Source organism: Paenibacillus sp. ATY16 (assembly GCF_003399985.2).
In the GTDB taxonomy this organism is placed as follows: domain Bacteria; phylum Bacillota; class Bacilli; order Paenibacillales; family Paenibacillaceae; genus Pristimantibacillus; species Pristimantibacillus glycanilyticus.
This window is the reverse complement of record NZ_NMOK02000008.1, coordinates 78907-104896: the sequence shown is the minus strand read 5'-3', so window position 1 is coordinate 104896 and position 25990 is coordinate 78907. Positions and strand designations below refer to the sequence as shown.

At 50.6% G+C, this 25990-nt stretch carries 29 protein-coding genes; all 29 read left to right on the top strand.

The genetic code is table 11. From position 1 onward, the window contains the following. The first annotated feature begins 37 nt into the window (after positions 1-37). The 29 genes from sucC to fliQ all read left to right on the top strand — a co-directional run bounded on the left by sucC (position 38) and on the right by fliQ (position 25974). The gene (gene sucC, locus CFI03_RS06285; RefSeq protein WP_127495843.1) at positions 38-1198 is read left to right on the top strand and encodes an ADP-forming succinate--CoA ligase subunit beta; all 1161 of its coding nucleotides are present in this window, start codon (positions 38-40) and stop codon (positions 1196-1198) included. 31 nt (positions 1199-1229) lie between these two features. Further along, complete coding sequence (gene sucD, locus CFI03_RS06280; RefSeq protein WP_248756814.1) at positions 1230-2171, top strand: succinate--CoA ligase subunit alpha; 942 nt, start codon at positions 1230-1232, stop codon at positions 2169-2171. Between the two features lie 176 nt (positions 2172-2347). Continuing rightward, positions 2348-3463: a DNA-processing protein DprA gene (dprA, locus tag CFI03_RS06275; protein WP_248756813.1), complete on the top strand. Its 1116-nt coding sequence runs from the start codon at positions 2348-2350 to the stop codon at positions 3461-3463. 27 nt (positions 3464-3490) lie between these two features. Then, the gene (topA, locus tag CFI03_RS06270; protein ID WP_127495840.1) at positions 3491-5587 is read left to right on the top strand and encodes a type I DNA topoisomerase; all 2097 of its coding nucleotides are present in this window, start codon (positions 3491-3493) and stop codon (positions 5585-5587) included. Positions 5588-5685: 98 nt separating this feature from the next. After that, positions 5686-7017, top strand: coding sequence for an FADH(2)-oxidizing methylenetetrahydrofolate--tRNA-(uracil(54)-C(5))-methyltransferase TrmFO (trmFO, locus tag CFI03_RS06265; RefSeq protein WP_127495839.1), 1332 nt, complete (start codon positions 5686-5688; stop codon positions 7015-7017). A gap of 85 nt (positions 7018-7102) precedes the next feature. After that, on the top strand, positions 7103-7648 hold the full coding sequence (gene hslV, locus CFI03_RS06260) for an ATP-dependent protease subunit HslV (protein ID WP_248756812.1): 546 nt from the start codon (positions 7103-7105) through the stop codon (positions 7646-7648). A 17-nt stretch (positions 7649-7665) separates the two neighbouring features. Beyond that, entirely contained in the window at positions 7666-9069 is a 1404-nt protein-coding gene (gene hslU / locus CFI03_RS06255; protein WP_248756811.1) for an ATP-dependent protease ATPase subunit HslU, read from the top strand. Between the two features lie 37 nt (positions 9070-9106). Next, on the top strand, positions 9107-9877 hold the full coding sequence (gene codY / locus CFI03_RS06250; protein ID WP_127495836.1) for a GTP-sensing pleiotropic transcriptional regulator CodY: 771 nt from the start codon (positions 9107-9109) through the stop codon (positions 9875-9877). 236 nt (positions 9878-10113) lie between these two features. Next, positions 10114-10521 (top strand): flagellar basal body rod protein FlgB, encoded by a 408-nt coding sequence (gene flgB / locus CFI03_RS06245; RefSeq protein ID WP_201000557.1) that lies wholly within the window; start codon positions 10114-10116, stop codon positions 10519-10521. 6 nt (positions 10522-10527) lie between these two features. Beyond that, complete coding sequence (flgC, locus tag CFI03_RS06240; RefSeq protein ID WP_015845034.1) at positions 10528-10983, top strand: flagellar basal body rod protein FlgC; 456 nt, start codon at positions 10528-10530, stop codon at positions 10981-10983. A 29-nt stretch (positions 10984-11012) separates the two neighbouring features. Further along, a complete protein-coding gene (gene fliE / locus CFI03_RS06235) occupies positions 11013-11324 on the top strand; it encodes a flagellar hook-basal body complex protein FliE (RefSeq protein ID WP_127495834.1) in 312 nt (103 codons plus the stop codon). 41 nt (positions 11325-11365) lie between these two features. Then, a complete protein-coding gene (fliF, locus tag CFI03_RS06230; RefSeq protein ID WP_127495833.1) occupies positions 11366-12949 on the top strand; it encodes a flagellar basal-body MS-ring/collar protein FliF in 1584 nt (527 codons plus the stop codon). An 11-nt stretch (positions 12950-12960) separates the two neighbouring features. Continuing rightward, a complete protein-coding gene (fliG, locus tag CFI03_RS06225; RefSeq protein ID WP_015845031.1) occupies positions 12961-13974 on the top strand; it encodes a flagellar motor switch protein FliG in 1014 nt (337 codons plus the stop codon). After that, positions 13967-14803 carry a FliH/SctL family protein gene (locus CFI03_RS06220; protein WP_248756810.1) on the top strand — a complete coding sequence of 279 codons (837 nt, stop codon included), beginning with the start codon at positions 13967-13969 and terminating at the stop codon, positions 14801-14803. The genes fliG and CFI03_RS06220 overlap by 8 nt, the downstream gene beginning before the upstream one ends. Next, a complete protein-coding gene (fliI, locus tag CFI03_RS06215; protein WP_127495831.1) occupies positions 14790-16115 on the top strand; it encodes a flagellar protein export ATPase FliI in 1326 nt (441 codons plus the stop codon). The genes CFI03_RS06220 and fliI overlap by 14 nt, the downstream gene beginning before the upstream one ends. A gap of 10 nt (positions 16116-16125) precedes the next feature. Further along, complete coding sequence (gene fliJ, locus CFI03_RS06210; RefSeq protein WP_248756809.1) at positions 16126-16575, top strand: flagellar export protein FliJ; 450 nt, start codon at positions 16126-16128, stop codon at positions 16573-16575. Between the two features lie 41 nt (positions 16576-16616). Beyond that, positions 16617-17513 (top strand): MotE family protein, encoded by an 897-nt coding sequence (locus CFI03_RS06205; protein WP_248756836.1) that lies wholly within the window; start codon positions 16617-16619, stop codon positions 17511-17513. 22 nt (positions 17514-17535) lie between these two features. Next, positions 17536-18996, top strand: a complete 1461-nt coding sequence (locus CFI03_RS06200) for a flagellar hook-length control protein FliK (RefSeq protein ID WP_248756808.1) — start codon at positions 17536-17538, stop codon at positions 18994-18996. A 45-nt stretch (positions 18997-19041) separates the two neighbouring features. After that, entirely contained in the window at positions 19042-19584 is a 543-nt protein-coding gene (locus CFI03_RS06195) for a flagellar hook capping FlgD N-terminal domain-containing protein (RefSeq protein ID WP_248756807.1), read from the top strand. Continuing rightward, positions 19581-19958 carry a TIGR02530 family flagellar biosynthesis protein gene (locus CFI03_RS06190; RefSeq protein WP_248756806.1) on the top strand — a complete coding sequence of 126 codons (378 nt, stop codon included), beginning with the start codon at positions 19581-19583 and terminating at the stop codon, positions 19956-19958. Before CFI03_RS06195 ends, CFI03_RS06190 begins: the two co-directional genes overlap by 4 nt. A gap of 99 nt (positions 19959-20057) precedes the next feature. Next, positions 20058-20870 (top strand): flagellar basal body rod protein FlgG, encoded by an 813-nt coding sequence (gene flgG / locus CFI03_RS06185; protein WP_248756805.1) that lies wholly within the window; start codon positions 20058-20060, stop codon positions 20868-20870. 75 nt (positions 20871-20945) lie between these two features. After that, a complete protein-coding gene (locus CFI03_RS06180; protein ID WP_127495824.1) occupies positions 20946-21167 on the top strand; it encodes a flagellar FlbD family protein in 222 nt (73 codons plus the stop codon). 2 nt (positions 21168-21169) lie between these two features. Then, on the top strand, positions 21170-21637 hold the full coding sequence (locus CFI03_RS06175; protein WP_127495823.1) for a flagellar basal body-associated FliL family protein: 468 nt from the start codon (positions 21170-21172) through the stop codon (positions 21635-21637). A gap of 36 nt (positions 21638-21673) precedes the next feature. Then, positions 21674-22675 (top strand): flagellar motor switch protein FliM, encoded by a 1002-nt coding sequence (gene fliM, locus CFI03_RS06170; protein ID WP_127495822.1) that lies wholly within the window; start codon positions 21674-21676, stop codon positions 22673-22675. Next, positions 22665-23921 carry a flagellar motor switch phosphatase FliY gene (gene fliY, locus CFI03_RS06165; RefSeq protein WP_248756804.1) on the top strand — a complete coding sequence of 419 codons (1257 nt, stop codon included), beginning with the start codon at positions 22665-22667 and terminating at the stop codon, positions 23919-23921. The genes fliM and fliY overlap by 11 nt, the downstream gene beginning before the upstream one ends. A gap of 20 nt (positions 23922-23941) precedes the next feature. Continuing rightward, on the top strand, positions 23942-24304 hold the full coding sequence (locus tag CFI03_RS06160; protein ID WP_015845017.1) for a response regulator: 363 nt from the start codon (positions 23942-23944) through the stop codon (positions 24302-24304). 33 nt (positions 24305-24337) lie between these two features. Next, positions 24338-24937, top strand: coding sequence for a flagellar biosynthetic protein FliO (locus tag CFI03_RS06155; RefSeq protein WP_248756803.1), 600 nt, complete (start codon positions 24338-24340; stop codon positions 24935-24937). Between the two features lie 37 nt (positions 24938-24974). Beyond that, positions 24975-25682 carry a flagellar type III secretion system pore protein FliP gene (fliP, locus tag CFI03_RS06150; protein WP_481857653.1) on the top strand — a complete coding sequence of 236 codons (708 nt, stop codon included), beginning with the start codon at positions 24975-24977 and terminating at the stop codon, positions 25680-25682. A 22-nt stretch (positions 25683-25704) separates the two neighbouring features. Continuing rightward, the gene (fliQ, locus tag CFI03_RS06145) at positions 25705-25974 is read left to right on the top strand and encodes a flagellar biosynthesis protein FliQ (RefSeq protein WP_127495819.1); all 270 of its coding nucleotides are present in this window, start codon (positions 25705-25707) and stop codon (positions 25972-25974) included. The last annotated feature ends 16 nt before the right edge of the window (positions 25975-25990 follow it).

Below are 25990 nucleotides of genomic sequence, written 5' to 3'. Positions count from 1 at the left end.
ACTGAAGTTGAGTCTGTGAAATGGAGGATTTCTAACAATGAATATCCATGAGTATCAAGGCAAAGAGGTACTGAAACAGTACGGCGTTGCTGTTCCAGAAGGAAAGGTAGCTTTCTCCGTTGACGAAGCGGTAGAAGCTGCGCAAGCACTGGGTACCCCAGTGGTAGTAGTAAAAGCGCAAATTCACGCTGGCGGCCGCGGTAAAGCGGGCGGCGTTAAAGTAGCGAAAAACATCGATGAAGTTCGTGCGTATGCCAGCGAAATTCTTGGCAAGGTGCTCGTTACTCATCAAACAGGCCCGGAAGGTAAAGAAGTTAAACGTCTTCTTATCGAGCAAGGCTGCGACATCAAGAAAGAATACTATGTAGGCGTCGTTATCGACCGTGGCACTGGCCGCGTAACCATGATGGCTTCCGAAGAAGGCGGCACGGAGATTGAAGAAGTAGCAGCTCATTCGCCTGAGAAAATCATCAAAGAAGTCATTGACCCGGCAATCGGTCTGCAAGTATTCCAAGCGCGCAAGCTTGCTTACGCAATCAACATTCCTGGCGAGCTTGTTAACAAAGCGGTTAAATTCATGATCGCTCTGTACAATGCATTCGTTGATAAAGATTGCTCCATCGCTGAGATCAACCCGCTTGTTGTTACCGGCGACGGCAACGTTATGGCGCTTGACGCGAAGCTGAATTTCGACTCCAACGCTCTGTACCGTCACAAAGATATCGTGGCGCTGCGCGACCTGGAAGAAGAAGATGCGAAAGAAATCGAAGCATCGAAATATGACCTGAGCTACATCGCGCTTGATGGCAACATCGGCTGTATGGTTAACGGCGCTGGTCTTGCGATGGCTACAATGGACATCATCAAATACTACGGCGGCGACCCTGCCAACTTCCTTGACGTAGGGGGCGGCGCTACAAAAGAGAAAGTAACTGAAGCGTTCAAAATCATTCTGTCCGACGAGAACGTAAAAGGTATCTTCGTTAATATCTTCGGCGGCATTATGCGTTGCGACGTTATCGCTGATGGCGTTATCGCAGCTGCGAAAGAGCTTGGCCTGGACCGTCCGCTCGTTGTAAGACTGGAAGGTACTAACGTTGAGCTTGGTAAAAAAATGTTGAACGAATCGGGATTAAACATTGTTGCGGCTGACTCGATGGCAGACGGCGCACAAAAAATCGTTAATCTCGTCAAATAGTACGAATTTATTAACGGGGATGTGAAATTCGATGAGTATTTTGGTTAACAAAGATACAAAAGTAATCACTCAAGGGATTACAGGCGCAACTGGCTTGTTCCATGCGAAAGGCGCATTGGACTACGGTACGCAAATGGTAGGCGGCGTAACTCCTGGTAAAGGCGGCACTAACGTCGATATCACACTGGAAAACGGCAACGTTGTATCTCTTCCAGTATTCAATACAGTTGAACAAGCGGTAGCAGCTACTGGCGCAACAGCATCGGTTATCTATGTGCCGCCTGCATTCGCAGCAGACTCGATCATGGAAGCGGTAGATGCTGGCCTTGATCTGGTTATCTGTATTACGGAAGGTATTCCAGTACTTGATATGGTTAAAGTAAAACGCTACATGGAAGGCAGCAAAACGACTCTGATCGGTCCTAACTGCCCAGGCGTTATTACTCCTGACGAGTGCAAAATCGGCATTATGCCGGGTTACATCCACACGAAAGGCCATGTAGGCGTTGTTTCCCGCTCGGGAACTCTGACTTACGAAGCGGTTCACCAGCTTTCCACTCGCGGTATCGGTCAATCGTCCGCAGTAGGTATCGGCGGCGACCCGGTTAAAGGCTCCGAGTTTATCGATATCTTGAGCCGTTTCAATGAAGATCCGGACACTTACGCGGTAATCATGATCGGCGAGATCGGCGGTACAGCAGAGGAAGAAGCTGCTGAGTGGATCAAAGCGAACATGAAGAAGCCGGTTGTCGGCTTCATCGGCGGCGCTACAGCGCCTCCGGGCAAACGCATGGGTCATGCGGGCGCTATTATTTCCGGCGGCAAAGGTACGGCTGCCGAGAAAATCGCTACTTTGGAAGCGTGCGGAATCAAAGTTGCTCCAACGCCTTCCGACATGGGCTCGACGCTCGTATCGGTGCTTGAAGAAAAAGGCCTGCTTGAGAAATGCACCACTGGCGTTGCTCAAGCCTAATCGTTTAATAGCATATTAATGAAGCAGTAAAGGTAAGCAACCTTTCAATGCCCGTTTTGGGCTTGAAAGGTTGCTTTTTTTTTCATAAAATTTCGGGTTGACTTGCATTCTTTTGCCATGTAACGCACAATAGGAAAGAATGCAGGCTGACCTCCCCAGAGGAGAGGGCGGCAAGAATGACGCTAAACGTTGATAAATGTAAGCAGATGGTTATCATGCTCCACGAATGTTCGGGCATAGGATGGCATACCGTTCAGAAAGCGGTTGCCCATAAGGCTTGGGAGAGCCTGGATGGCAAGAGCGCTTTCGATTGGACGGCAATCGGTTTTGGACGCGCGCAAGCAGAGGCTGCGGCCAGACGATGGCAAGATCCTTTTGATTGGCCAGAGTCGCCTTATCTCCGGGCTCAGGAGCTTGGTGCAGCAGTGATCACTCCGTATGACGAGGCATATCCGGAAGAGCTTCGACGGATACCGCAGCCGCCTTGGGTGCTGTATGCTCTTGGGAACGTTGAGCTCTTGAAGAGACCTTCGATTGCAATGGTAGGGACCAGAAATCCCAGCGCCTATGGCAGGCACACCGCTTTAGCGCTGTCTGAGGAGCTTTCTAGGCGAGGTTTGACCGTAGTGAGCGGTCTTGCCAGGGGGATTGACAGCAAAGCGCATGAAGCGGCTTTGCGGGGCCATGGAAGCACGATTGCCGTACTGGCTAGTCCGGTTAATCTTTGTTATCCGCCCGAGAACCGATCGCTCTACCAGGAAATTATACGGGAAGGGCTAATTCTGTCGGAGTCTCCGGTTGGCTCGCCGCTTCATCCGGGAATGTTTCCGCTACGCAACCGGATCATAGCGGGGTTATCGCTGGGGACGATCGTTGTGGAAGCAGCGAAGGGAAGCGGCTCGCTTATTACGGCAGACCAGGCGCTCGAAATGGGGCGTGATGTATTTGCCGTACCCGGACCGATCTCATCGCCCAAGAGCGAGGGGCCTAACAGTCTGATCCGCGAAGGAGCGAAGCTGGTCAGCAGCGCCGATCATATTCTCGAGGAATACAGCTGGCTTGAAGAGAAGCTTGCGGCACTGACAAAGCCTAAACAAGCGGCCGTCGCCGCGGCAAGCATGAATGCCGAGGAGCAGAAAATAATCGATTTACTGCGCGATCGTCCGCTTACAATTAACGAATTGCACCAGCTTACGATGATCCCTTTTGGACATTTAAGCGCACTTCTGATAAATTTATGTATAAAACGGAAAATCGAACAACAGCCAGGGGCAGTTTATATAGCGTTGTAACATGTAGGGAGAGAGGGGGCGCCTAATGTGGCAGATTCATTAGTAATCGTAGAATCACCGGCCAAAGCAAAAACGATCGGCAAATATTTGGGCAGCAAATATATCGTTAAAGCATCGATGGGCCATATTCGCGATTTGCCAAAAAGTCAGACTGGCGTCGAAGTGGAAAACGGCTTCCAGCCGAAATATATTACGATCCGAGGCAAGGGCAGCGTATTAAAAGAGTTGAAGGACGCCAGCAAAAAGGTTAAACACGTCTTTCTCGCAGCCGACCCCGATCGCGAAGGAGAAGCGATCGCATGGCATCTGGCTCATTATCTGGAGCTGAACGAGTCGGATACCTGCCGTGTCGTATTTAATGAAATAACGAAGCAAGCCGTCAAGGATGCTTTCAAAACGCCTCGCAAGATCAATATGGATCTTGTGAATGCCCAGCAGGCCAGACGTATTCTTGACCGCCTTGTCGGTTACAAGATTAGTCCGCTCTTGTGGAAGAAGGTTAAGAAGGGACTGTCCGCGGGACGCGTACAATCCGTATGCGTGAAGCTGATTATCGACAGGGAGAACGAGATTGACGCATTTGTTCCGGAGGAGTACTGGTCCATCACGGCAAAGCTTACCCAGCAAGGCGTTCCGTTTGAAGCAAAATACCATTCCATTAAGGGCGAGAAGCGGGAACTCCACAACGAAGAGGAGATGCAGGCGATTCTAGCAGCCTTGTCTGGCAATCAGTTCAAGGTAGCCGAAGTAAAAGAGAAAGAACGTCTTCGCAACCCGGCTCCGCCGTTCATTACGAGCTCCTTGCAGCAGGAGGCAGCACGCAAGCTTGGATTCCGTGCTTCCAAGACGATGTCCGTGGCCCAGCAGCTGTATGAAGGCGTTGAGTTAGGCAAGGAAGGGACAGTCGGTCTCATTACCTATATGAGAACGGACTCGACAAGGATCTCACCGGTTGCCCAGGAAGAAGCGAAGGAGTATATTGAAGGAAAATACGGCCCGTCGTTCTATCCGGAACAGCCGCGCGTCTACACGAAGAAAAACAGCAATGCGCAGGACGCCCATGAGGCGATCCGGCCGACATCGACGCTCCGCGACCCGGAATCCATGAAGCCGTTCCTTTCGCGGGATCAGCTTCGCTTGTATAAGCTGGTATGGGAACGTTTCGTATCCAGCCAGATGGCTTCCGCCGTGCTTGATACGATGACGGTAGACCTTGCTTCCGGCGACGTCACTTTCCGTGCGAGCGGTTCGAAGATCAAGTTTGCCGGCTTCATGAAGGTTTACGTGGAGGGCAATGACGACGGCACGGAGGAGGAACATAAATTCCTGCCGCCTTTTGCAATCGGTGATGTCGTGAACTCGGATTCCATCGAACCGAAGCAGCATTTCACCCAACCGCCGCCGCGTTATTCCGAAGCAAGATTGGTTAAGACGCTGGAGGAGCTTGGCATAGGACGTCCAAGTACGTACGCGCCGACGCTGGAAACGATCCAGAAACGCGGATACGTAGCGATCGAAGAGAAGAAATTCATTCCAACCGAGCTGGGCGACCTGGTCAATCAGATGATGGAGGAATTTTTCCCGGAAATTCTGGATTCCGAGTTTACGGCGAAGATGGAGACGGATCTTGACCATGTAGAGGATGGGGTGGAGGACTGGGTTAAAGTCCTTTCTAACTTCTACGAATCTTTCGAGAAGCGGCTTGAAGTCGCCGAGGAAGAAATGAAGGAAGTCGAGATTCAAGATGAGGTTTCGGATGAAATCTGCGAGAAATGCGGCCGCCATATGGTGTTCAAGATGGGGCGCTTCGGCAAGTTCCTTGCCTGCTCCGGCTTCCCGGACTGCCGTAACACGAAGCCAATCGTCAAGGATATCGGCGTAACTTGCCCGAAATGCGGCGAGGGCAAAATCATCGAGCGACGCAGCAAGAAAGGACGGATCTTCTACGGCTGCGATACTTATCCCACCTGCGACTACGTGTCCTGGGATAAGCCGACAAACAAGCCTTGTCCGAATTGCGATTCGATGCTTGTCGAGAAACGCAACCGCAGCGGCGCGAAGCTGCAATGTCCGAATTGCGATTATTCGGAAGAAATCACCGAAGACGAGCAAGAACAAGCCTAAACTAAAGAAACAGATGCGGCCACACGACAGTCCTCCCTTACGCAGGGAGGACAGCTGTGTTTTCACTGCCGTGTTAGCATATATTGGAGGTCTTTACATTGTCAGTTCAACAACCAGTCATCGTAATCGGAGCAGGTCTAGCAGGAAGCGAGGCAGCTTGGCAGATCGCATCCCAAGGCGTACCCGTCATTTTGTACGAGATGCGTCCAGAGACCAAAACGCCTGCCCATCATACTAAAAACTTTGCCGAGCTCGTGTGCAGCAACAGCTTGCGCGCCAATGGCCTTGCTAACGCCGTAGGCGTGCTGAAAGAAGAAATGCGCCGCCTGAACTCTCTTATTCTCGGCAGCGCGGATCGTCACGCCGTACCTGCAGGCGGAGCGCTTGCCGTTGACCGCGACGGTTTTTCCGGGGAAGTAACGCGTCTTCTTCATGAACATCCGCTTGTAGAGGTGCGCACGGAAGAAGTAACGGATATTCCGGAAGACAGCATTGTTGTCATCGCAACTGGCCCGCTTACTGCGCCTGCTCTGTCCGAGAAGATCCGTACCTTGCTTGGCGAAGAATATTTCTACTTCTATGATGCGGCAGCTCCGATCATCGAGAAAGACTCCATTGATATGAGCAAGGTCTATCTGGCATCCCGTTACGACAAAGGCGAAGCGGCATATCTGAATTGCCCGATGACTGAAGAAGAATTCGAGATTTTCCACGAGGCGCTGACGACAGCGGAGACCGCTGCGTTAAAAGATTTCGAAAAGGAAGTTTATTTCGAAGGCTGTATGCCGATCGAAGTAATGGCGAGCCGCGGCAAGCAAACCGTGCTCTTCGGACCGATGAAGCCGGTTGGTCTTGTTAATCCGCATACCGGTAAACTTCCGCATGCCGTGATCCAGCTTCGCCAGGATAATGCGGCCGGAACCCTCTACAACATGGTAGGCTTCCAAACGCATTTGAAATGGGGCGAGCAGAAGCGGGTATTCTCCCTGATCCCTGGCCTTGAGAATGCGGAATTCGTGCGATTTGGGGTTATGCACCGCAATACCTTTATTAACTCGCCGCGGGTCATGGAGCCGACTTATCAGCTCAAAAACCGCAGCACCCTATTCTTTGCCGGTCAGATGACGGGCGTAGAAGGTTATGTGGAGTCCGCTGCTTCCGGCCTGATTGCCGGCTTTAACGCAGCGAGACTGGCACGCGGTCTTGAACCTCTCGTACTGCCGGAGGATACAACGCTGGGCAGCATGGCGCATTACATTACAACGGCGGATTTCAAGCATTTCCAACCGATGAACGCGAATTTTGGCTTGTTCCCGCCGCTTGAGAACCGGATCCGCAACAAGAAGGAAAAGAACGAAGCGATTGCGAACCGTGCGCTGGATAGCCTGGAGCGCTTCAAGAAGGAACATTTCGATCATCTGAACGTATAAACAGTCGAACGCTGCACCGCTTGAGGGGCAGCACAACCGTATACACTTGAACTTAATAATCTGCGGGCTATAGGAGGGCGAAGAGATGGAGATGGAATTTCACGCCACCACGATTTGCGCGGTGCGTCACGAAGGTAAAGGAGCAATTGCCGGAGATGGACAGGTAACCTTTGGAAACAGCGTCGTGATGAAAAATAAAGCGAAAAAAGTTCGTCGTTTGTACCGCGGGCAAGTCATTGCGGGCTTTGCCGGTTCGGTTGCCGATGCGATTACGTTATTCGAGAAGTTTGAGGCAAAGCTGGAGGAGCATCACGGAAACCTTCAGCGTGCGGCCGTTGAGCTGGCAAAGGACTGGCGTACCGACCGCATTCTCCGCAAGCTCGAGGCGCTTATGCTGGTTATGGATCAGACGGGATTGCTTCTAATTTCCGGTAACGGGGAAATTATCGAACCGGATGACGGCATCTTGGCTATCGGCTCGGGCGGCAACTATGCTCTCTCCGCCGCAAGAGCGCTGCAGAAGCATGCTCCCCATATGGAAGCAAAAGATATCGCAAGAGCAGCGCTGGAAACGGCTGCCGACATATGCGTTTATACGAATCATAATATTATTGTAGAAGAAATTGGTTGAAGCGGAGGAGATATCATATGGTAAATCAAGCTTTTACCCCTCGTCAAATCGTAGCAGAGCTCGATAAATATATTGTGGGACAAAAGCCCGCAAAACGATCTGTCGCCATTGCACTCCGTAACCGCTATCGCAGAAGCATGCTCGACGAGACGCTTCGCGATGAGATTGTTCCGAAAAACATTCTGATGATTGGTCCTACCGGCGTAGGCAAAACGGAAATTGCGCGACGTCTGGCGAAATTGGTCAAGGCTCCTTTTATTAAAGTAGAGGCGACCAAATTCACCGAGGTAGGTTATGTCGGCCGTGATGTAGAGTCGATGGTGCGGGACCTGGTAGAGACGGCAATCCGGATGGTGAAGGCGGAAAAGACGGAGGCTGTTCAGGATAAAGCGGAGAAGCTCGCAAATGAGCGGCTCGTTACGCTGCTTGTCCCATCTAAAGTAAAAGAGAAGCAATCCAAAAACCCGTTCGAAATGCTGTTTGGCAATCAGCAAAACAATAAGGAAACGGTCGAAGAGCCTGAGCACGATAACGTTATTATCACCAAACGCTCGCAGGCGCGTGATGACTTGGCTGCAGGCAAACTCGAGAACGAAATCGTAGAGGTTGAGATTGAGGATAATACCCCGACGATGCTTGATATGCTTGGCGGTCAAGGACCGGATGGCCTAGGCGGAATGAACATGCAGGAAATGCTGGGACAATTCATGCCGAAGAAGACCAAGAAGCGCAAACTGCCTGTTAAAGAAGCCCGCAAAGTACTCATTCAGGAAGAAGCCAACAAGCTTATTAATATGGATGACGTCATTGCCGAGTCTGTCTCCCGCGCGGAGCAGACCGGTATCATTTTCATCGACGAGATTGATAAAATTGCAAGTCCGTCGAGAGGCAATGGTCCCGACGTGTCCCGCGAAGGCGTTCAACGTGATATTCTTCCAATCGTGGAAGGATCCACGGTCGTGACGAAATACGGGCCGGTAAAAACGGACTATGTTCTGTTTATTGCAGCCGGTGCTTTCCATGTAGCGAAGCCGTCCGATCTGATTCCCGAGCTTCAGGGACGTTTCCCGATCCGGGTGGAATTAACGTCGCTTAGCCTGGAGGATTTCGTCAGCATTCTGACCGAACCGAAAAACGCTTTAACGAAACAATACGCAGCCCTTCTGCAAACGGAAGGTATTACGATTGAATTTTCTGACGATGCCATTAAAGAGATCGCTTCGATCGCAGCCGATTTAAATCGCAATACCGAAAATATAGGTGCCCGCAGACTTCATACCATATTGGAGAAGCTGCTTGAGGATCTCTCCTTCGAAGCACCGGATATTACCCTTGACCATATGGTCATAACTCCCGAATACGTGCGTGAAAAAGTGGGAGGCATTGCGAAAAATCGCGATTTGAGTCAATATATATTGTAGTGAAATGTAGTTGGGATGAGCTTTGGGAGGCTTTGGAATGACTTTACTTACAAAAACAAGAACGTTGAACCGGCTGCTGCAGCGAGCAGCCGGCAAAGCGCTCAATTTCAGAGAGATGGCTGAGGTATTGTGCAGTACCATACAGACCAACGTGTTTGTGGTCAGCCGTAAAGGAAAGGTTCTAGGCTGCGCGGCCGTGAATCCTTATGATCATGACACGCTTCGTTCGATGTCAGTAGAAGAGCTGCGCTTTCCGCAAGTGAGTAACAGCCTATTTCTGGACATGCAGGAACCCGTAACAAACGTTGCTCCGGATACGGGGGTCTATGAGACTTTCCCGGCGCTTGGCGAACAAGAAATCATGACTGTAGTACCAATTACAGGTGGAGGAGACCGTCTCGGTACGCTTGTTCTGACACGCACGAACGGCTCCTTCGATGATGACGATCTTGTGCTGGCCGAATACGGTTCGACAATTGTCGGCATGGAAATTTTGCGTGAACGCGCAGAAGAGGTTGAACAGGAAGCGCGCAGCCGTGCGGTTGTTTCGGTTGCGATCGGCTCGCTATCCTTCAGCGAGCTCGAGGCGGTAGAGCATATTTTCGAGCAGCTGGAAGGGAAAGAAGGCCTGCTTGTTGCTTCCAAAATTGCGGATCGGGTAGGTATTACAAGGTCCGTTATCGTTAATGCCCTGCGCAAGCTGGAAAGCGCCGGCGTTATTGAAACTAGGTCGCTGGGGATGAAAGGGACCTACATCAAAATTTTAAATACCCAGCTGCTTCAGGAATTGGAAAAAATTAAGCAATAATTTCCTGGGACTACCATCCTATCGGAAATTCATCGAAAAGCCCTATCTTGAAATTAAAGATAGGGCTTTTTTCTTATTGTAATATTTTGGACAATTGTTGAATATTATCATGTCGGCAAAACTCGACAGTTTCGTCTCATTTTTTTCATAATTTAATGTCGAACAAAGAAGGAATGGTTCGCAATCTGTTGAATACTTTACTAAGATCTTCTAATTGAAAGTGGTGACACAGGAACGTGAATCTATTGAATGGCACATCATTTGGGCGATTGGAAGGCGCGCTCAAGGCTGCAGAATTGCGACAAGGGGTCGTAGCCAATAACATCGCAAATGTCGACACTCCAAACTTCAAACGTTCGGAAGTTTTGTTTGAAGAGCTTCTCAGTCAAGAGATGGGAGGACAAACCGTCCTTCAGGGCAAGCGGACGAACGAGCGTCATATTCCGATAGGCAGGACCAGCGGAATAGTACCAACCGCACAGACACAGACCGATAACTTGTCCGAAATGAATAACAATGAGAACAACGTCGACATTGACCGCGAGATGTCTTTGCTCGCTAAAAATCAACTCAGCTACAATTTTTATATTCAGCAAATCAATCATGACGTGAAGATGATGAAGACAGCCATTGAAGGGAGATAACAGGAAGTGAGAATTTCTAGCAGCTTCGACGCCAGTGCTTCCGCACTAACCGCACAGCGTTTGCGAATGGACGTTATTTCCTCAAACATCGCGAATGCTGAAACAACCCGCGCCGGTTACGTGAATGGCCAATTCGTTCCGTATAAACGGAAAATGGTCGTACTTGAACCAATGACGCAAAACTCCTCTTTCTCCGATCTGCTGAACAAGCAGCTTGAAGGGACTTCCGGAGCACAAGGTGTAAAGGCAACTAGAATTATCGAGGATCAGTCGCCTACCAAGCTTGTCTATAATCCAACTCACCCGGACGCGGATGCGGACGGATATGTCCATATGCCTAACGTTGATGTGGCGAAAGAAATGGTTGACATGATTTCGGCTTCACGTTCATACGAAGCCAATGTAACAGCTTTGAATGCGTCTAAAGCCATGTTTACGAAGGCGCTGGAGATTGGGAAGTAAAGTAAAATAACGATGACGGAGGGACGGGCATGATTCAACCGTTGCAACTTAATCCCGCACAAGCCGTTAACAAGCTGCTTGAAACTGCGAAGCCGCAGCAGCAGGCAACACCTGCTGAGTCGATGAATTCTTTCGGGCAATACTTGGAGAGCGCACTTAATAGCGTGGATGCACAGGAAAAAGAGGTACATAAGTTAAACGATAAATACTTAATTGGCGAGGTTGATGTTTCACAGGTCCTCATCGCAACTCAGAAAGCAGAGCTTAGCTTACAGCTGACAACACAAATTCGCAATAAAGTCATTGATGCGTATCAAGAAATTATGCGAATGTCAGTGTAATGGGGCTTTCGAACTAGACAGAAGCTGGGTGAGGTGACAACGTGAACGAAAGAATCGCCCAATACCGCCAAAGACTTACGCAGTTTTGGGGGCAGATGGGCAAAAAACAAAAAATAGGGCTGGGGGCATCCATTGGTGCATTGTTGTTAACAATCGTGATTTTGACTTACATATTCACAAGAACGGATTACGAAGTAGCATTTCAAAACCTTGACACCACAGATGCGGCAGCAATAATGACTTATTTGGACGGAAACGGTATTCCTTATAAATTAAGCGCGGACGGTCAGAGCATCTCGGTACCTAGCGCGGTAGCGACGAGAACCCGGGTTGACGTTGGTTCACAGGGTCTTGTGCAGAACGGATCGATCGGATTCGAAGCTTTTGAAGGCGGAAGTGCCTTCGGACAAACCGAGAATGAATTTAACGTGAAGTACATTAACGCTTTAAACGGAGAGGTGCAGCAATTACTGAACCGGATGCAAGGCGTGCAGAGCTCAAAAGTGCTCATCAACCTTCCGAAGGAATCGGTATTCCTGACTCCGGAAGAGAAGGAACAGGCATCCGCTTCCATCATGATGAACTTTACGCCGGGTTACCGTCCAAGCCAGCAAGAGGTTGATGGTTATTACAATCTGGTGAAGACGGCGGTTCCGAAGCTTGCGATTCAGGATATCACGATCTCTAGCCCGCAAGGCGAGCTGGTTTCCTCCGAAATCGACGGCAACAAGATTGGTGCTGCAACTGATGCTGCGGAAAGCCACTTCATGATTCAGCGGAAGTACGAAGCCGAAGTGAAGAAAAATATCCAGCAGTTCCTGGCTCCGATGCTTGGAGACAATCTCGTTATCAGCGTTGCCAGCAGCTTTAACTTCGACAAGAAGGTGACTCAGGAGAACCTGGTCAGACCGCTTGAGAACAACAACAATAACGGCATTATCGTAAGCGAACAACAAGACAACAGCACAACAACCAATGGTTCGGCTAATGCAGGCGGTGTCGCCGGTACGGGAGAAACGGATGTACCGGGTTATACGGCAACGGATAATACGAACGGTTCTTCCGAGCAAAACTCGCGGGTAACCAACTATGATTACGACCGCATTAACAATCAGATTGAATCCGCTCCGTACCAGCTGAAGGATTTGTCGATCAGCATCGGTGTCGAACAGAGCAAGCTTACGGATCAATCCCGGCAAGAGTTAACGAATTTCCTTAGCTCGCTTGTCCGCGCGCAGCTGGCTGATTCCGGTCAAGATGTTAATGATGACGCAATGATTGCGAAAAAGGTTACAATTCTCGGTCAGAATTTCGCGGCAACGGATGCGGGAACTTCTTCCAGCGGTCTGTCGATGCAATGGGCGATTGGACTTGGCGCAGCGGCGCTTGCTTTAATCGGCGGTCTTGCCATTATGCTTGTCCGCAGACGCAGAAAACAAGCTGAAGAAGCGGCAGCAGCCGAAGCAGCCGCGTTGATGGAAACGCCGGCTAAACCGGAATTCCCTACGATTGATTTTGAAACAGTTAACAATGACAGTCAGGCAAGAAAAAATCTCGAAACACTCGCCAAACGCAAGCCGGAAGAGTTCGTCAACTTGCTCCGCACCTGGCTTGTGGATGAATAGAGGTGGCTCCCGTGGCAAAACCGCTTAATGGATTAACCGGTCGGCAAAAGGCGGCGATTCTGCTTATTACGCTCGGGCCAGAAGTATCCGCCCAAATTTTTAAACATTTGAGAGAAGAAGAGATCGAACAGCTTACTCTCGAAATTGCCAATGTCCGCAAAGTAGACAGTGCGGAGAGAGAACAGATATTGAGCGATTTTCATCAAATCTGTCTGGCGCAGGAATATATTTCGCAAGGCGGTATCTCGTACGCGAAAGAGATTTTGGAGAAGGCGCTTGGCGAACAGAAGGCTGTTGAAGTCATTAACCGTTTGACGGCTACGCTTCAAGTCAGACCGTTCGACTTTGCCCGCAAGGCGGAACCGACGCAAATCCTTAACTTTATCCAAAACGAGAACTCGCAGACAATCGCGCTCGTCCTATCGTATCTGCAGTCCGAGCAATCCTCGCATATTTTATCGTCCTTGCCGCAAGAGAAGCAGGCGGACGTTGCCCGCAGAATTGCCTTGATGGACAGTACTTCGCCTGAGGTTATCAGTCAGGTTGAACGCGTTCTCGAGCAAAAACTTTCTGCTACGGTAACACAGGACTATACGAATGCTGGCGGCATCGATTCGATCGTTCAAATTTTGAACGGCGTAGACCGCGGTACGGAACGAACCATTCTGGACGCTCTCGAAATCGAAGATCCGGAATTGGCGGAAGAAATCAAAAAACGCATGTTCGTCTTCGAAGATATCGTCAATATCGACAACCGTTCGATTCAGCGCATTATCCGCGACGTGGAGAATGCCGATCTTCAGCTCGCCCTCAAGGTGGCAAGCGAGGAAGTGCGGGAAGCGATCTTCCGCAACATGTCGAAGCGGATGTCCGATACGTTCAAGGAAGAAATGGAATTTATGGGTCCTGTCCGGCTGCGTGACGTTGAAGAGGCTCAGACCCGTATCGTCGCTACGATTCGCAGGCTAGAAGAAGCCGGTGAGATCATCATCGCCCGCGGCGGAGGAGATGATATCATTGTCTAATTTGATAAAGTCTTCAAGCGTAATCGCGCTTGATCAGCTGAAACAGCTCTATTGGCTTAACAAACATGCTGCTGAGCAAGTAGCGGTGACCGAAGAGATTATTGAAGAGGCAGGCCCGGATGAAGAGACCATCTCCATTCGCGACCAGATCATCTCGGATGCACAAATTTTTGCAGAAGAACGTATTCGCGAAGCAGGCGAACAAAGCGAGCAAATGCTGGCAAAAGCCGAAGCCGATATCGATGCCTGGTGGCTTGAGAAACGGCTGGAAGATGAAAGGCATTCCGAAGCTTCCCGTCAAGCAGGCTTTGAGCAAGGTTATGCTGAAGGCCAAGCGCATGCCGAGCAGGCTATGCGGCAGGAATGGGAGAGCCGTCTGGAAGAAGCCAATGCCGTTCTGAAATCCGCTTACGAGATGCGAGAGCAGATTATTCAAGAGGCTGAGCCTTTTCTGGTAGAGCTCAGCGTCTCTATCTCGGAAAAAGTAATCGGCAGACAGATGTCGGAAGCGCCTGAAATGGCACTTGAACTAATCCGCAAAGCATTGTCGAGGCGAAGGGAACAAGGCGTTATCGCCCTTTGCGTTGCTCCGGGGCAGCTAGCTTTTGTCCAGGCGGCAAGGGAAGAGCTTAATCTTGTTATCGACTCGCAGGCTGAGCTTCAGATTATTCCCGACGCAACGGTCAAAGATTTCGGCTGCGTCATCCGTTCCGCTTACGGAAGCATAGATGCGCGGATTGACACGCAATTGTCCGAAATCAAGCGCGAACTTGTACAGCTTGCCAACCAAAGCCATGAAGAACGGAGCATGCCGGATGAACGGTATTAAACTGGACAGCTCCAAATATATGGACCAGCTTCGTCATCTTGACCCTATACGCGTGAACGGCAAGGTCACGCAGGTTATCGGTCTTACCGTGGAATCGGAAGGACCGGATGCAAGCATCGGCGATGTTTGCCTGATCTACCCGGCAAAAGGTGCCAAACCGATTAAAGCCGAGGTCGTAGGCTTCCGTGATAATAAAGTCATTCTAATGCCTTTGGGCGAATTGCATGCGATAAGCCCGGGCTGCGACGTTGTCGGGACCGGAAAGCCGTTATCGGTGCAGGTTGGTTCCGAATTGCTTGGCAAGGTGCTTGACGGTTTGGGGCAGCCGCTTGACGGATCTTTTTTGCCCAGCCGCATGCAGCATTACTCGACCCACAATGAGCCTAGCAATCCGCTTGCGCGTCCCCGGGTACAGGAGACTTTGAGCATTGGCGTCCGCGCGATTGACGGTTTGCTTACCGTTGGCAGAGGCCAGCGCGTAGGTATTTTTGCAGGCTCGGGCGTCGGTAAAAGCACGCTGCTTGGTATGATCGCCCGCAATACTTCCGCTGACGTCAACGTCATTGCATTAATTGGCGAACGCGGCCGCGAGGTGCTCGAATTTATCGAGAAGGATCTTGGTCCTGAAGGACTTGCCCGCTCGGTAGTAATTGTAGCAACCTCCGATCAGCCTGCTCTAATCCGGATTAAGGGAGCTCTTATCGCAACTTCCATTGCGGAATATTTCCGCGACCGCGGATTAAACGTCATGCTGATGATGGACTCGGTTACCCGTTACGCCATGGCGCAGCGCGAAGTTGGCCTTGCCATCGGCGAGCCGCCTGCCACTAGAGGATACACGCCTTCCGTATTCGCAACACTCCCCAAGCTTCTGGAACGGGCGGGAACAGGGCCTAACGGCTCGATTACCGCGTTCTATACCGTTCTGGTTGACGGCGACGACATGAACGAACCGATCGCCGACGCGGTGCGCGGCATATTGGACGGTCACATCGTGCTTAACAGGCAGCTAGCGAATAAAGGTCATTTTCCTGCTATCGATGTTCTGGCGTCTGTCAGCCGCGTCATGAAGGAAATCGTGACGGAAGAGCATCAGGAAGCAGCAAATCAGTTAAAGATGTTACTCTCTGTTTATAGAGATTCGGAAGACCTCATCAATATAGGGGCGTACCAGAGGGGTACAAACGAAAAAATTGATACGGCCATCGAAAATATTGACGCAATCTATCAATTTACAAGGCAAAAGACAAACGAAAAGGTCACTTTGGCCGATTCAAAGGAAAGATTAATTCAGGAATTCCACGGGAGATGACGACGGGTAAATGGCAGCCTTTCGATACGCTTATCAAAAAATCGTAGACTTGAAGTCAAGCGAGAAGACGCAGGCAGAGTGGCAGCTATCTTCCGCAATTGGTATTCTGCAGGCGGAAGAACTAAGTCTTTCGGAGCTGCGGACGAAACGGGCAGAATGGGAAACCAAGCAGCACGAGAGCTCGAATGAAGCTGTTTCTCTCGCTGAGCTGCAGCTGATGCAGCATTATCTGGATTATTTGGATTCCTGCATATCAAGCAAGCTTACGGATGTCAGGCAGGCTGAACGAAAGGTTGAATACAACCGGACAAACCTCGCGGACCGAATGAAGGATGAGAAGGTTTGGCTTAAAGCGAAAGAGCATGCCAAAGACCGGTTCCGGCATGTAATGCAGATCAAGGAACAGAACGAGCTGGATGAAATGGCTACCAACCGCTTCAAGGTATCCCTTCCATCATGATCTGCGGCGCAAGGTAAAGGGAGTGAATGACAGTGTCGGATATGGAAATGGAGAAGCAGGGGTACAGCGGCTTCGAACGGTTGATGTTTTTTATGACGCCGATCTTGTTTACGATAGTCCTTTTGGGCGCGTTATATATTTTGTTTAATACGGAAACCCGTAATCAAATGCTGGAGATCGGCAACTCGATTCCCTATCTGAAGGATGTACTTCCCGATCCCAAGACAGCTGACGGAAAAGCTAACGACGACCAGCTGAAATCAGCCAACATGAGCCGTAAGATCGACGAGCTCCAGGCACAGCTGCAGGAGAAGGAAGCCGAGCTTGCCCAAACCAACCAGACGAAGGCAGCCCAAGAGCAGGAATTAAAAAGCATGCAGGATCAGATTGATTCGCTTAAGTCTTCTAATGAAGAAAAAGCAGCGGACGACGCCGCTTATCAGGCGAAAATCCAAGAGCTTGCGAGCATGTACAGCAAAATTACCCCAAGTAAAGCTGCTCCGATTCTGCAAAGCATGACCATGGATGAAATGGTGCTTGTCTTGGATTCCATGAGACCGGACGACAGAGTGCGGATTCTGGAAAAAATGAACCCTCAAACGGCGGCCGACGCAACGATGGCGCTGAAGGATACCGTAACGGCGAAGGACAGACAGATTGCCGCGTTGCAGGCTGAGCTGAAAAAAGCGAAGCCGACGGAAACCAAGCAGCCTTCCTCGCAGCTGAGCAGCAATCAATTGAGCGCTACATTCGCAGCAATGGATGCCAAAAGCGCAGGGGAACTGTTAATTAAAATGGCGGATATCAGCCCAAGTAAAGTTATCCGCATTCTGAATACCGTGGATGACAAGACTCGTTCCGGAATTTTGGCGGAGATGTCCGGCATTAATCAAACGATTACCGCTCAGCTGATGTCTAAGCTCATGGCAGGCAGCTAAGAGAGAGGAGGTGAATCAATTAATGGAGATGATCATTCCTCAAGCCGCAACGCCGGCACCGGCCGCCACTGCAAACAACGCATCGACTCAAGCGAAATCCGGCGGAAATGACAAATTTCAAAAGACGCTTGCGACTCAGATGAAAGGCGACAAAGGCGCCTCGGACAAAACCGGCTCAGCTTCGTCTGCGGCGGATAAGGCTGACAACGCGCAGCAAGCCGCTTCCGGCAAGGAAGCGCAAGCAACAAAGGATGTATCGGCAAACAATCAGGCTGCAACAGGCGGAGCGACAGCTGCGGCTGGCACTGCTGCCGTAACGGACTCGGATGTTCTGACCGATGCAACGGCTGACCTGATGGAAATCATCGATCAATTGCTCGCGGATCTGGAAAAGATCAAGTCGGATTTGTCCGACCCATCGGCTGATAGTCAAGATCAGGATACGTCGGAGCCAGCTTCCATGCTGGATCAATTGCAGGCTTTGCTTGCACTGCTAGGGATTCCGATGCCGGTACAGCTTCAGACTCCAAGGGGCGACGCTTCCAATCAGCCGCCCACAGGGGATCAGAATTCGAATCAGCAGCTGGCCGCAATCGTAAGCAAGGTTCAGGATTCCTTGCTGCAGCTTCAAACGGCAATGCAGGAAGGGACCATGAAGCAAATCGGACTTCAGGAGCCGGTTCAACTGATTGGACAACAGCTTGAGGCTTTGCAGCAATTCGTCCAAAAGCAGAAGGACTTGAGCGTTCGTACCGAGACGCCGGTCGTGTCCGCAGAGCAAGCGCCGGAAATCACGGTTACAGCTGCTGCCCCTGCAGTGTCCGTTCATTTGCAGCGGTTAACAGAACGCGCGGTACATCCGGTTGCGCTAGCGGCGACAACCGATCAGCAGGTTACGAAGGAAGAGACGGAAGCGTCCGGCGAAACGGACGAGCAGGTACCTACCGTAACAGCCGGCCAATCGTTTGCTGATGTCATTCGTCAAACGGCGCCCCATGCAGCAAAGCTAACCCCCGTTGTCCAAGCGTCCGTTCCGGTTACCGATTTCGCGGATAACATGAAGGATTTCATTCAAAAGCTGGACATCAAGCATGGCAACGGCATGTCGGAAGCGACTATTCAGCTATTTCCCAAAGAGCTTGGACAGGTTGATGTGCGCATAACGATGCATAACGGACAACTTACGGCATTGTTCCATGCCGATAACGCAAACGCTAAGGATGCGCTTGACAATCAAATGGCGCAGTTAAGAGTTGCTTTGCAGCAGCAAGGCTTGTCGGTCGACAAGCTTGAAGTAACGTACGGCCAATCGGCCGCGCATTTATCCAACGGCCAGCATGGTCAAGGAACCGGTCAGCAGGCTTTTTCCAATCAAAATAAATCCAAAGGCGACGGGTTGCAGGAGGATTTTGAGTCTGATGTTGCCGAGCAGCAGGCGATACAGGATTTAGGCTACGGACGAGCCGTCAATGTGACGGCATAATCAAAAGCTCCTTAGACGGTACGCGTGTAGGATGGAGGTGAGTTTATGGCGACAGTATCTTCGAAAGTCATGTGGCCGAATTACAGCACTTCGAACGTGAAGGCCGCAGGCAAGGATACCGACAAAAATGCGTTAGGCAAAGATGCGTTTCTGGAATTGCTCGTGACCCAGCTGAAAAACCAGGATCCGCTGCAGCCGCAGGATAACGCCGCGTTCATTACGCAGATGGCTCAGTTTACTTCCGTTGAGCAGCTGATGAATATGTCGGATCAGCTTTCCCTACTTAATCAAAATCTGGGTACGGCATCTTCGATTATCGGAAAAACCGTTTCCTGGTACGAGCTAGATGACGCAGGCCAGACCAAGCTGATGTACGACACGGTCAATTCCATCGTTTCTCAGGACGGTACTTTGTATGCCAAATTTGCGGATGAAACGATGATTAAGCTTAGCGATGTCGTGACGGTATCCGATAAAGCACCGGAAGCTAATCAATCAGGCGACGAAAGTGAAGAGACCACCGGGAGCACGGAGGGAACGGCGGATACAAATTCAAGTTCAACCGAACAGGAAGATGGTTCCGCATGAGTGACGGAGTGAAAATCAGCCATCTGTTTCCTGTCGGGGCGCCGCCACTGACCGGTGCCAAGAATGCGGCAACGCGTCCGCAGCAAGCCGGCGGCTTCAAGGATATGCTTGATGCCAAGGTGCTTAAATTCAGCCAGCACGCGGAAGTGCGGATGAAGCAGCGAGGAATTCAGCTGCAGCCGGAATCGTTGACCAAGATTATGAACGCGGTGGACGAAGCCGAGTCTAAAGGCGCAAAAGATTCTTTAATTGTAATGAAAGACATTGCGATGATCGTAAATGTCCCCAGCCGGACGGTAGTTACGGCGATGGACGGCAAGCAAATGCAAAGCAATGTGTTTACGAATATCGACAGCGCGGTGATCTTAAGCTAGGGCTGGACCGCTAAGGGGGCCCTTTGGCTGCCGACCGACTGAAGCAGCCATTATGCAAGAGATCCGGAAGTCCATTTCTTTTTAGGAGGAGTTATATAAATGCTTAGATCCATGTATTCCGGCGTATCGGGTATGCGCGGTTTCCAGACAAAGCTCGACGTAATCGGCAACAATATCGCTAACGTTAATACGGTAGGATTCAAGGGCGGCCGCGTTATGTTCAGCGATATTCTGAGCCAGACCACTTCAGGCGTTACGGCGTCTCTCGAAGGGGAGCAGGGCGGCGTCAACGCGAAGCAGATTGGTCTTGGCGTAACGATCTCTTCGATCGATACGATCCATACGCCGGGCAGCGCGATGACGACAAACGTGCCAACCGACCTTCGCATTGACGGAGACGGCTTCTTCGCGGTATCGGCCGGAGGGGATTCTCCTACTTATCTGACGCGCGCGGGCAACTTCACCTTGGATGGCAACAGACAGCTCGTTAATGCCGACGGCATGTTTGTTCTTTCCTCCGACGGCGAGCCAATCGTGCTCGGAGAGGATGTAACCTCCTTCTCGATCGGTCAAGACGGCTCGATTCTGGCGGTAACGGCGGACGGTACGGAAGCCGTCGCGCAGCTTGGGGTCGTAAAAGTGGTTAACCCGAGCGGTCTGGAAAAAGTAGGCGGCAATCTGTACCGGGTAACGGCCAATGCCAATCCGGACGGCCAGTTCGAGATTGTAACGGCGGATGATCCTGAACTTGGCACGGGTGCCATTATCGCGGGCCAGCTGGAAATGTCGAACGTCGACCTGACGAACGAATTCACCGAGATGATCGTTGCGCAGCGCGGCTTCCAGGCGAATTCACGCATCATCACCACATCCGATGAGATTTTGCAAGAGGTCGTTAACCTGAAACGTTAATAGCTTCGCGCAATAGCCATCGGTCATGACTGAAGGGGGCTGTTATCAGCCCCCGAATCAGCGAGGGGGGAGCTTATGATTACCGTAACTCGATTGAATGGCTCAAAGCTGATGATTAACGCTCTTCTTATCGAATTGATAGAAGAAACTCCGGATACGATCATAACGCTCACTACGGGCAAGAAGTTTATCGTAACGGAGAGCGCAGCCGAGCTGGTACAGCTAATTCAGAGTTATATTCGTTCAATCGGCGTTCTTGCAGCGACCCAGAAGATCGAACATACGGAGGGTCCATAGAGATGAAAAAAATGTTGCCATGGCTAGTCACAACCTTGCTAGCAATTACGCTGATCGCAATTGTATCCATCATCATGTACAAATCATTTTTTAACGACACGGATAAGCCCGATCCGGAAAAGGCACCCGTTACGGTGAAGCATCTTTCCGCGGACGAGCTGGTATCCGTTACATCCGAGCTGAAGGATTTCAAACGCAACCTGAAAGATTCGGACTATGTCGTAGTAATGAGCTTTGCGTTCCAGCTGGACAGCAAGAAGACAAAGGAAGAGTTCGACAAGATCCTTGAAATCGAAGTAAGGCCAATCATTAACCGTACCGTTGCCGATTTGACGGCAGCTGAGCTTAACGGCTCGCAAGGCGAGGATATGCTGGAATCGAAGCTTCTGAACTTGATTAATCCGATTCTGCCGGAAGGCAAAAAGCTGGTTAAAGTGGAAATTACGAATTTTATCATGCAGCAGTTATAAGCTTGTTGCCGACATTCCTTGAAGGGGGTGAGAGAATTGGTTGATGTACTATCGCAGAATGAGATAGACGCGCTGCTGGCTGCTTTGTCATCGGGTGAGATGGATGCGGATGAGCTGAAAAAAGAAGAGGTTACGCGAAAAGTTAGAGTCTATGATTTCAAGCGCGCTACTCGATTCTCGAAGGATCACATACGAAGCTTAACACGCATACACGAAAACTTCGCGCGATATTTGACAACCTATTTCTCAGCGCAGCTTCGTACGTTCGTTCAGATCAATGTCGTGCAGGTCGAGCAGCTGCCGTACGATGAATTTATCCGCTCGATACCGAAGATGACGATTCTGAACATATTTGAAGCGGAGCCGCTGGAAGGGCGCATGGTGCTCGAGGTTCATCCTAACGTTGCTTATGCGATGCTGGACAGAATGCTCGGCGGGCAGGGGATGGCGCCTTCCAAGATCAACAATCTGACGGAGATCGAGACCATTATTATGGAACGGATTTTCGCCAGGGCGTTTGAAAGCTTGCAGGAAGCATGGAAGACGATCATAGATATATCGCCTCGTCTGGAGGCGCTGGAGACGAATCCGCAATTCATGCAGATTGTCTCGCCAAACGAAACGATCGCATTGATCTCGCTTAGCACGAAGATCGGAGATACGACGGGGATGATCAATTTATGTATCCCTCATGTCGTTATCGAACCGATTATGCCGCGGTTGTCTGCTCACCACTGGTTTGTCTCCCAGAAAAAAGAGAGGATTCCAGAGGAAGTCGAAATGCTGGAGCAGCGCGTAAGCAAAGCGAAGCTCCCAATCGTTGCCGAGCTTGGCGAATCGGTCATTACGATCAAGGAATTTTTGGGTCTCGCGGTTGGGGACGTCATTTCGTTAAATAAACCGATAGATGACGGCCTTCGCATCAAGGTTGGCGAGAAGCTGAAGTTTATCGGAAGTCCGGGCTCCGTCAAGGATCGGATAGCCGTGCAAGTGGATCAAGTTGTCAGCGAAGGAGCGGAAGAAGAAAATGACGAGTAAAGATTATTTATCGCAAGAGGAAATAGACGCGTTGCTTAATCAGACAGCCAGCGAGCTCGCCTCATCGCAATCGCAGGCTTCCGAATATCAGCTGTCGGACTTCTTGTCTTCCATCGAGCAGGATGCTCTGGGGGAAATCGGCAATATCACGTTTGGCAGCGCGGCAACGGCTTTATCTACGTTGCTAGGCAAGAAAGTCGATATTACGACGCCTCAGGTTACCTTCATTAAACGCGAGGATCTTGCGAACGAGTTTCCCAAGCCTCATGTGGCGGTCAGCGTACAGTACGTAGACGGCTTCCAGGGGATTAATTCGCTAGTGATCAAAACAAAGGACGCGCAGGTCATTGCCGACCTTATGCTCGGCGGAGAAGGGGATGTAACGCTTCAGGAGCTGAACGAGATTCATATCAGCGCCGTTCAGGAAGCGATGAACCAGATGATGGGTTCCTCCGCGACATCGATGTCTACGATTTTTAACCGCTTCGTTAATATTTCGCCTCCGGGAATCGACATTCTCGATGTAGACAGCGGCGGCGGAATGGGACAGCTCCCGCCTGAAGACGTGTTTATCAAAATCTCTTTCCGATTGACGATTGGAGATTTAATAGATTCCACCATCATGCAGCTTCTGCCCGTACCGTTTGCGAAGCAGATGGTTGCGATTCTGATGGGGGACGTTGAGGAAGAGATTGCGGCTACTCCGGCTCCTGCGCCTGCGCCAACACCGGCACCGGCGGCAGCGGTAACGCCAGCTCCTGCACCAGCTCCGCAGCAGGCTTACCAGGATCCGTACCAGCAAGCTCCGGCGGCAGCGGCATCGCAATACAATCAACCGTATAATCCTTATCAGCAAAGCGCGGCGTTCGATATTCCGATGCAGCCAATGGGTCCTCAGACCTATGGTCACGCGGCAAACCGAAACGTAAATGTTCAGCCTGTACAGTTCGCCAACTTCAACCAAGCGCCATATGTGCAAGCAGATGAGACAAACCTCAATTTACTTCTCGACATACCGCTTAAAGTTACCGTAGAATTAGGTAGGACCCAAAAGCAAATTAAGGATATTCTGGAATTGTCCCAAGGCTCCATTATCGAGCTGGACAAGCTGGCCGGCGAACCTGTCGACATCCTGGTGAACAACAAGCTGATTGCCAAGGGTGAGGTTGTCGTCATTGATGAGAACTTTGGTGTACGGGTAACGGATATCGTAAGCCAATGGGACCGCATTCAAAAATTGCAATAATACTCTAGGAGGAAAAAAAGATGGCAAACCGCATTCTAATCGTAGACGACGCAGCATTCATGCGCATGATGATCCGAGACATTCTGACAAAGAACGGCTACGAGGTCGTCGGGGAAGCGCAAGACGGCGCACAGGCGGTAGAGAAGTACAAGGAGCTTAAGCCTGACCTGATTACGATGGACATCACGATGCCGGAGATGGATGGCATTTCCGCGCTGAAAGAAATCAAAAAGCTGGACGGCAATGCGAAAGTGATTATGTGCTCCGCGATGGGCCAGCAAGCGATGGTTATCGACGCGATCCAAGCCGGCGCAAAAGACTTTATCGTTAAACCATTCCAAGCTGATCGCGTAATCGAAGCGATTAAGAAAACGCTTGGCTAAGCTATGCTTACATATGCTACGAGATTAACTTCCTTGACTGCGGTTGGCGTTGCTGTACAGCCCGCCTTCGCCGCGGCAGCGGGCAGCGGGAATGACGAGAGTCCAATGGCTGGCAGTACCGGCAGCTACGCGGGCAGCGTGATCTGGGTCATTGTCTCTCTATTTATAGTTATCGGCTTAATTGTATTACTTATTAAATTTTTGTCTCAGCGTAATCGCATGTGGGGAACCAACCGTGCGGTTCGCTCTCTCGGAGGGGTTGCGCTGGGGCAGAACAATTCTCTTCAGGTTGTAGAGCTGTCAGGCCGGTTGTATGTGGTGGGTGTGGGAGAGAACGTGACGCTCCTCGACAAGATTGACGATGAGAAGCAAGTGCAGGCCATTCTTGCTTCGCTAAACAGACAATCCCATGCAGCCGGATGGTCGGCAAACACAATCTCCGATTTTCTTAAGAGGTTCCGTAAAGAAGAGTCGCGCAAGGGAGAGGACCTGACGGAAGAGCAGTGGAACATGCAGGAATCCTCCTTCCAAAGCTTGCTGAATCAAAACCTCAGTAAGCAGGCTGACCGCAGAGAGCAGCTGGAGTCGCTTCTGAAGGAATCCAAACATGATGGGGATGACAATGAAAAATAAATGGTGGATTTCGATCGTCACCGTACTGCTGGGGGTTATGCTGCTGCAATCGCATGCGTTTGCGGCCGATCCGCTGCCAAATGTCGATATCAGCATCGGTGATGGAAACGAAGAGCCGGGAACCAGCGCTTTGTCGCTCCTGCTTCTAATAACGGTATTAAGCATTGCGCCGGCAATCCTGGTACTTATGACAAGCTTTACCCGGATCGTCATCGTACTTGGATTCGTACGGACATCGCTTGGCACGCAGCAAATGCCGCCGAACCAGGTTCTAATCGGGCTGGCGATGTTCCTGACCTTTTTCATTATGGCTCCGACCTTCTCCCAGGTTAACGAAGTGGCTTTGCAGCCTTATCTCAAGGGTGAAATCACGCAGACCGTGGCGCTGGAGAAAGCGGCGGATCCGATGAAAAAGTTTATGATCTCGCATACGAGGGAGAAGGATCTGCTTCTGTTCCTCAACTATACGAAAACGGAGAAGCCGGAGAAATATCAGGATATCCCGATTACCGTTCTGGTGCCTGCCTACGCGATAAGCGAACTGAAAACCGCATTCCAGATGGGCTTTATGATATTCATTCCTTTCCTGGTCATCGATATGATCGTCTCAAGCACGTTAATGGCGATGGGGATGATGATGCTGCCGCCGGTCATGATATCCCTGCCGTTTAAGCTTCTGTTGTTCGTGCTGGTGGACGGGTGGTACCTGATCGTCAAATCATTGCTGTTAAGCTTCAACACGTAATTATGACAGGGAGGAACGTTCAATGAGTGCTGATTTCATCATCGGATTGGCCGGACAAGCCATCAGTACCGTATTGAAAGCCAGCGCGCCGATGCTCGTTCTCGCTCTAGTCGTCGGATTGATCGTCAGTATTTTTCAAGCGACTACCCAAATTCAAGAGCAGACGTTAGCTTTTGTGCCTAAAATCGTAGCGGTCTTTGTATCCCTGATTATATTCGGGCCTTGGATTCTGAATGTAATCGTCGATTTCACTTACAATCTGCTGAACAACTTGTATAAATACATCGGATAGGTTGTGAACGGAAATC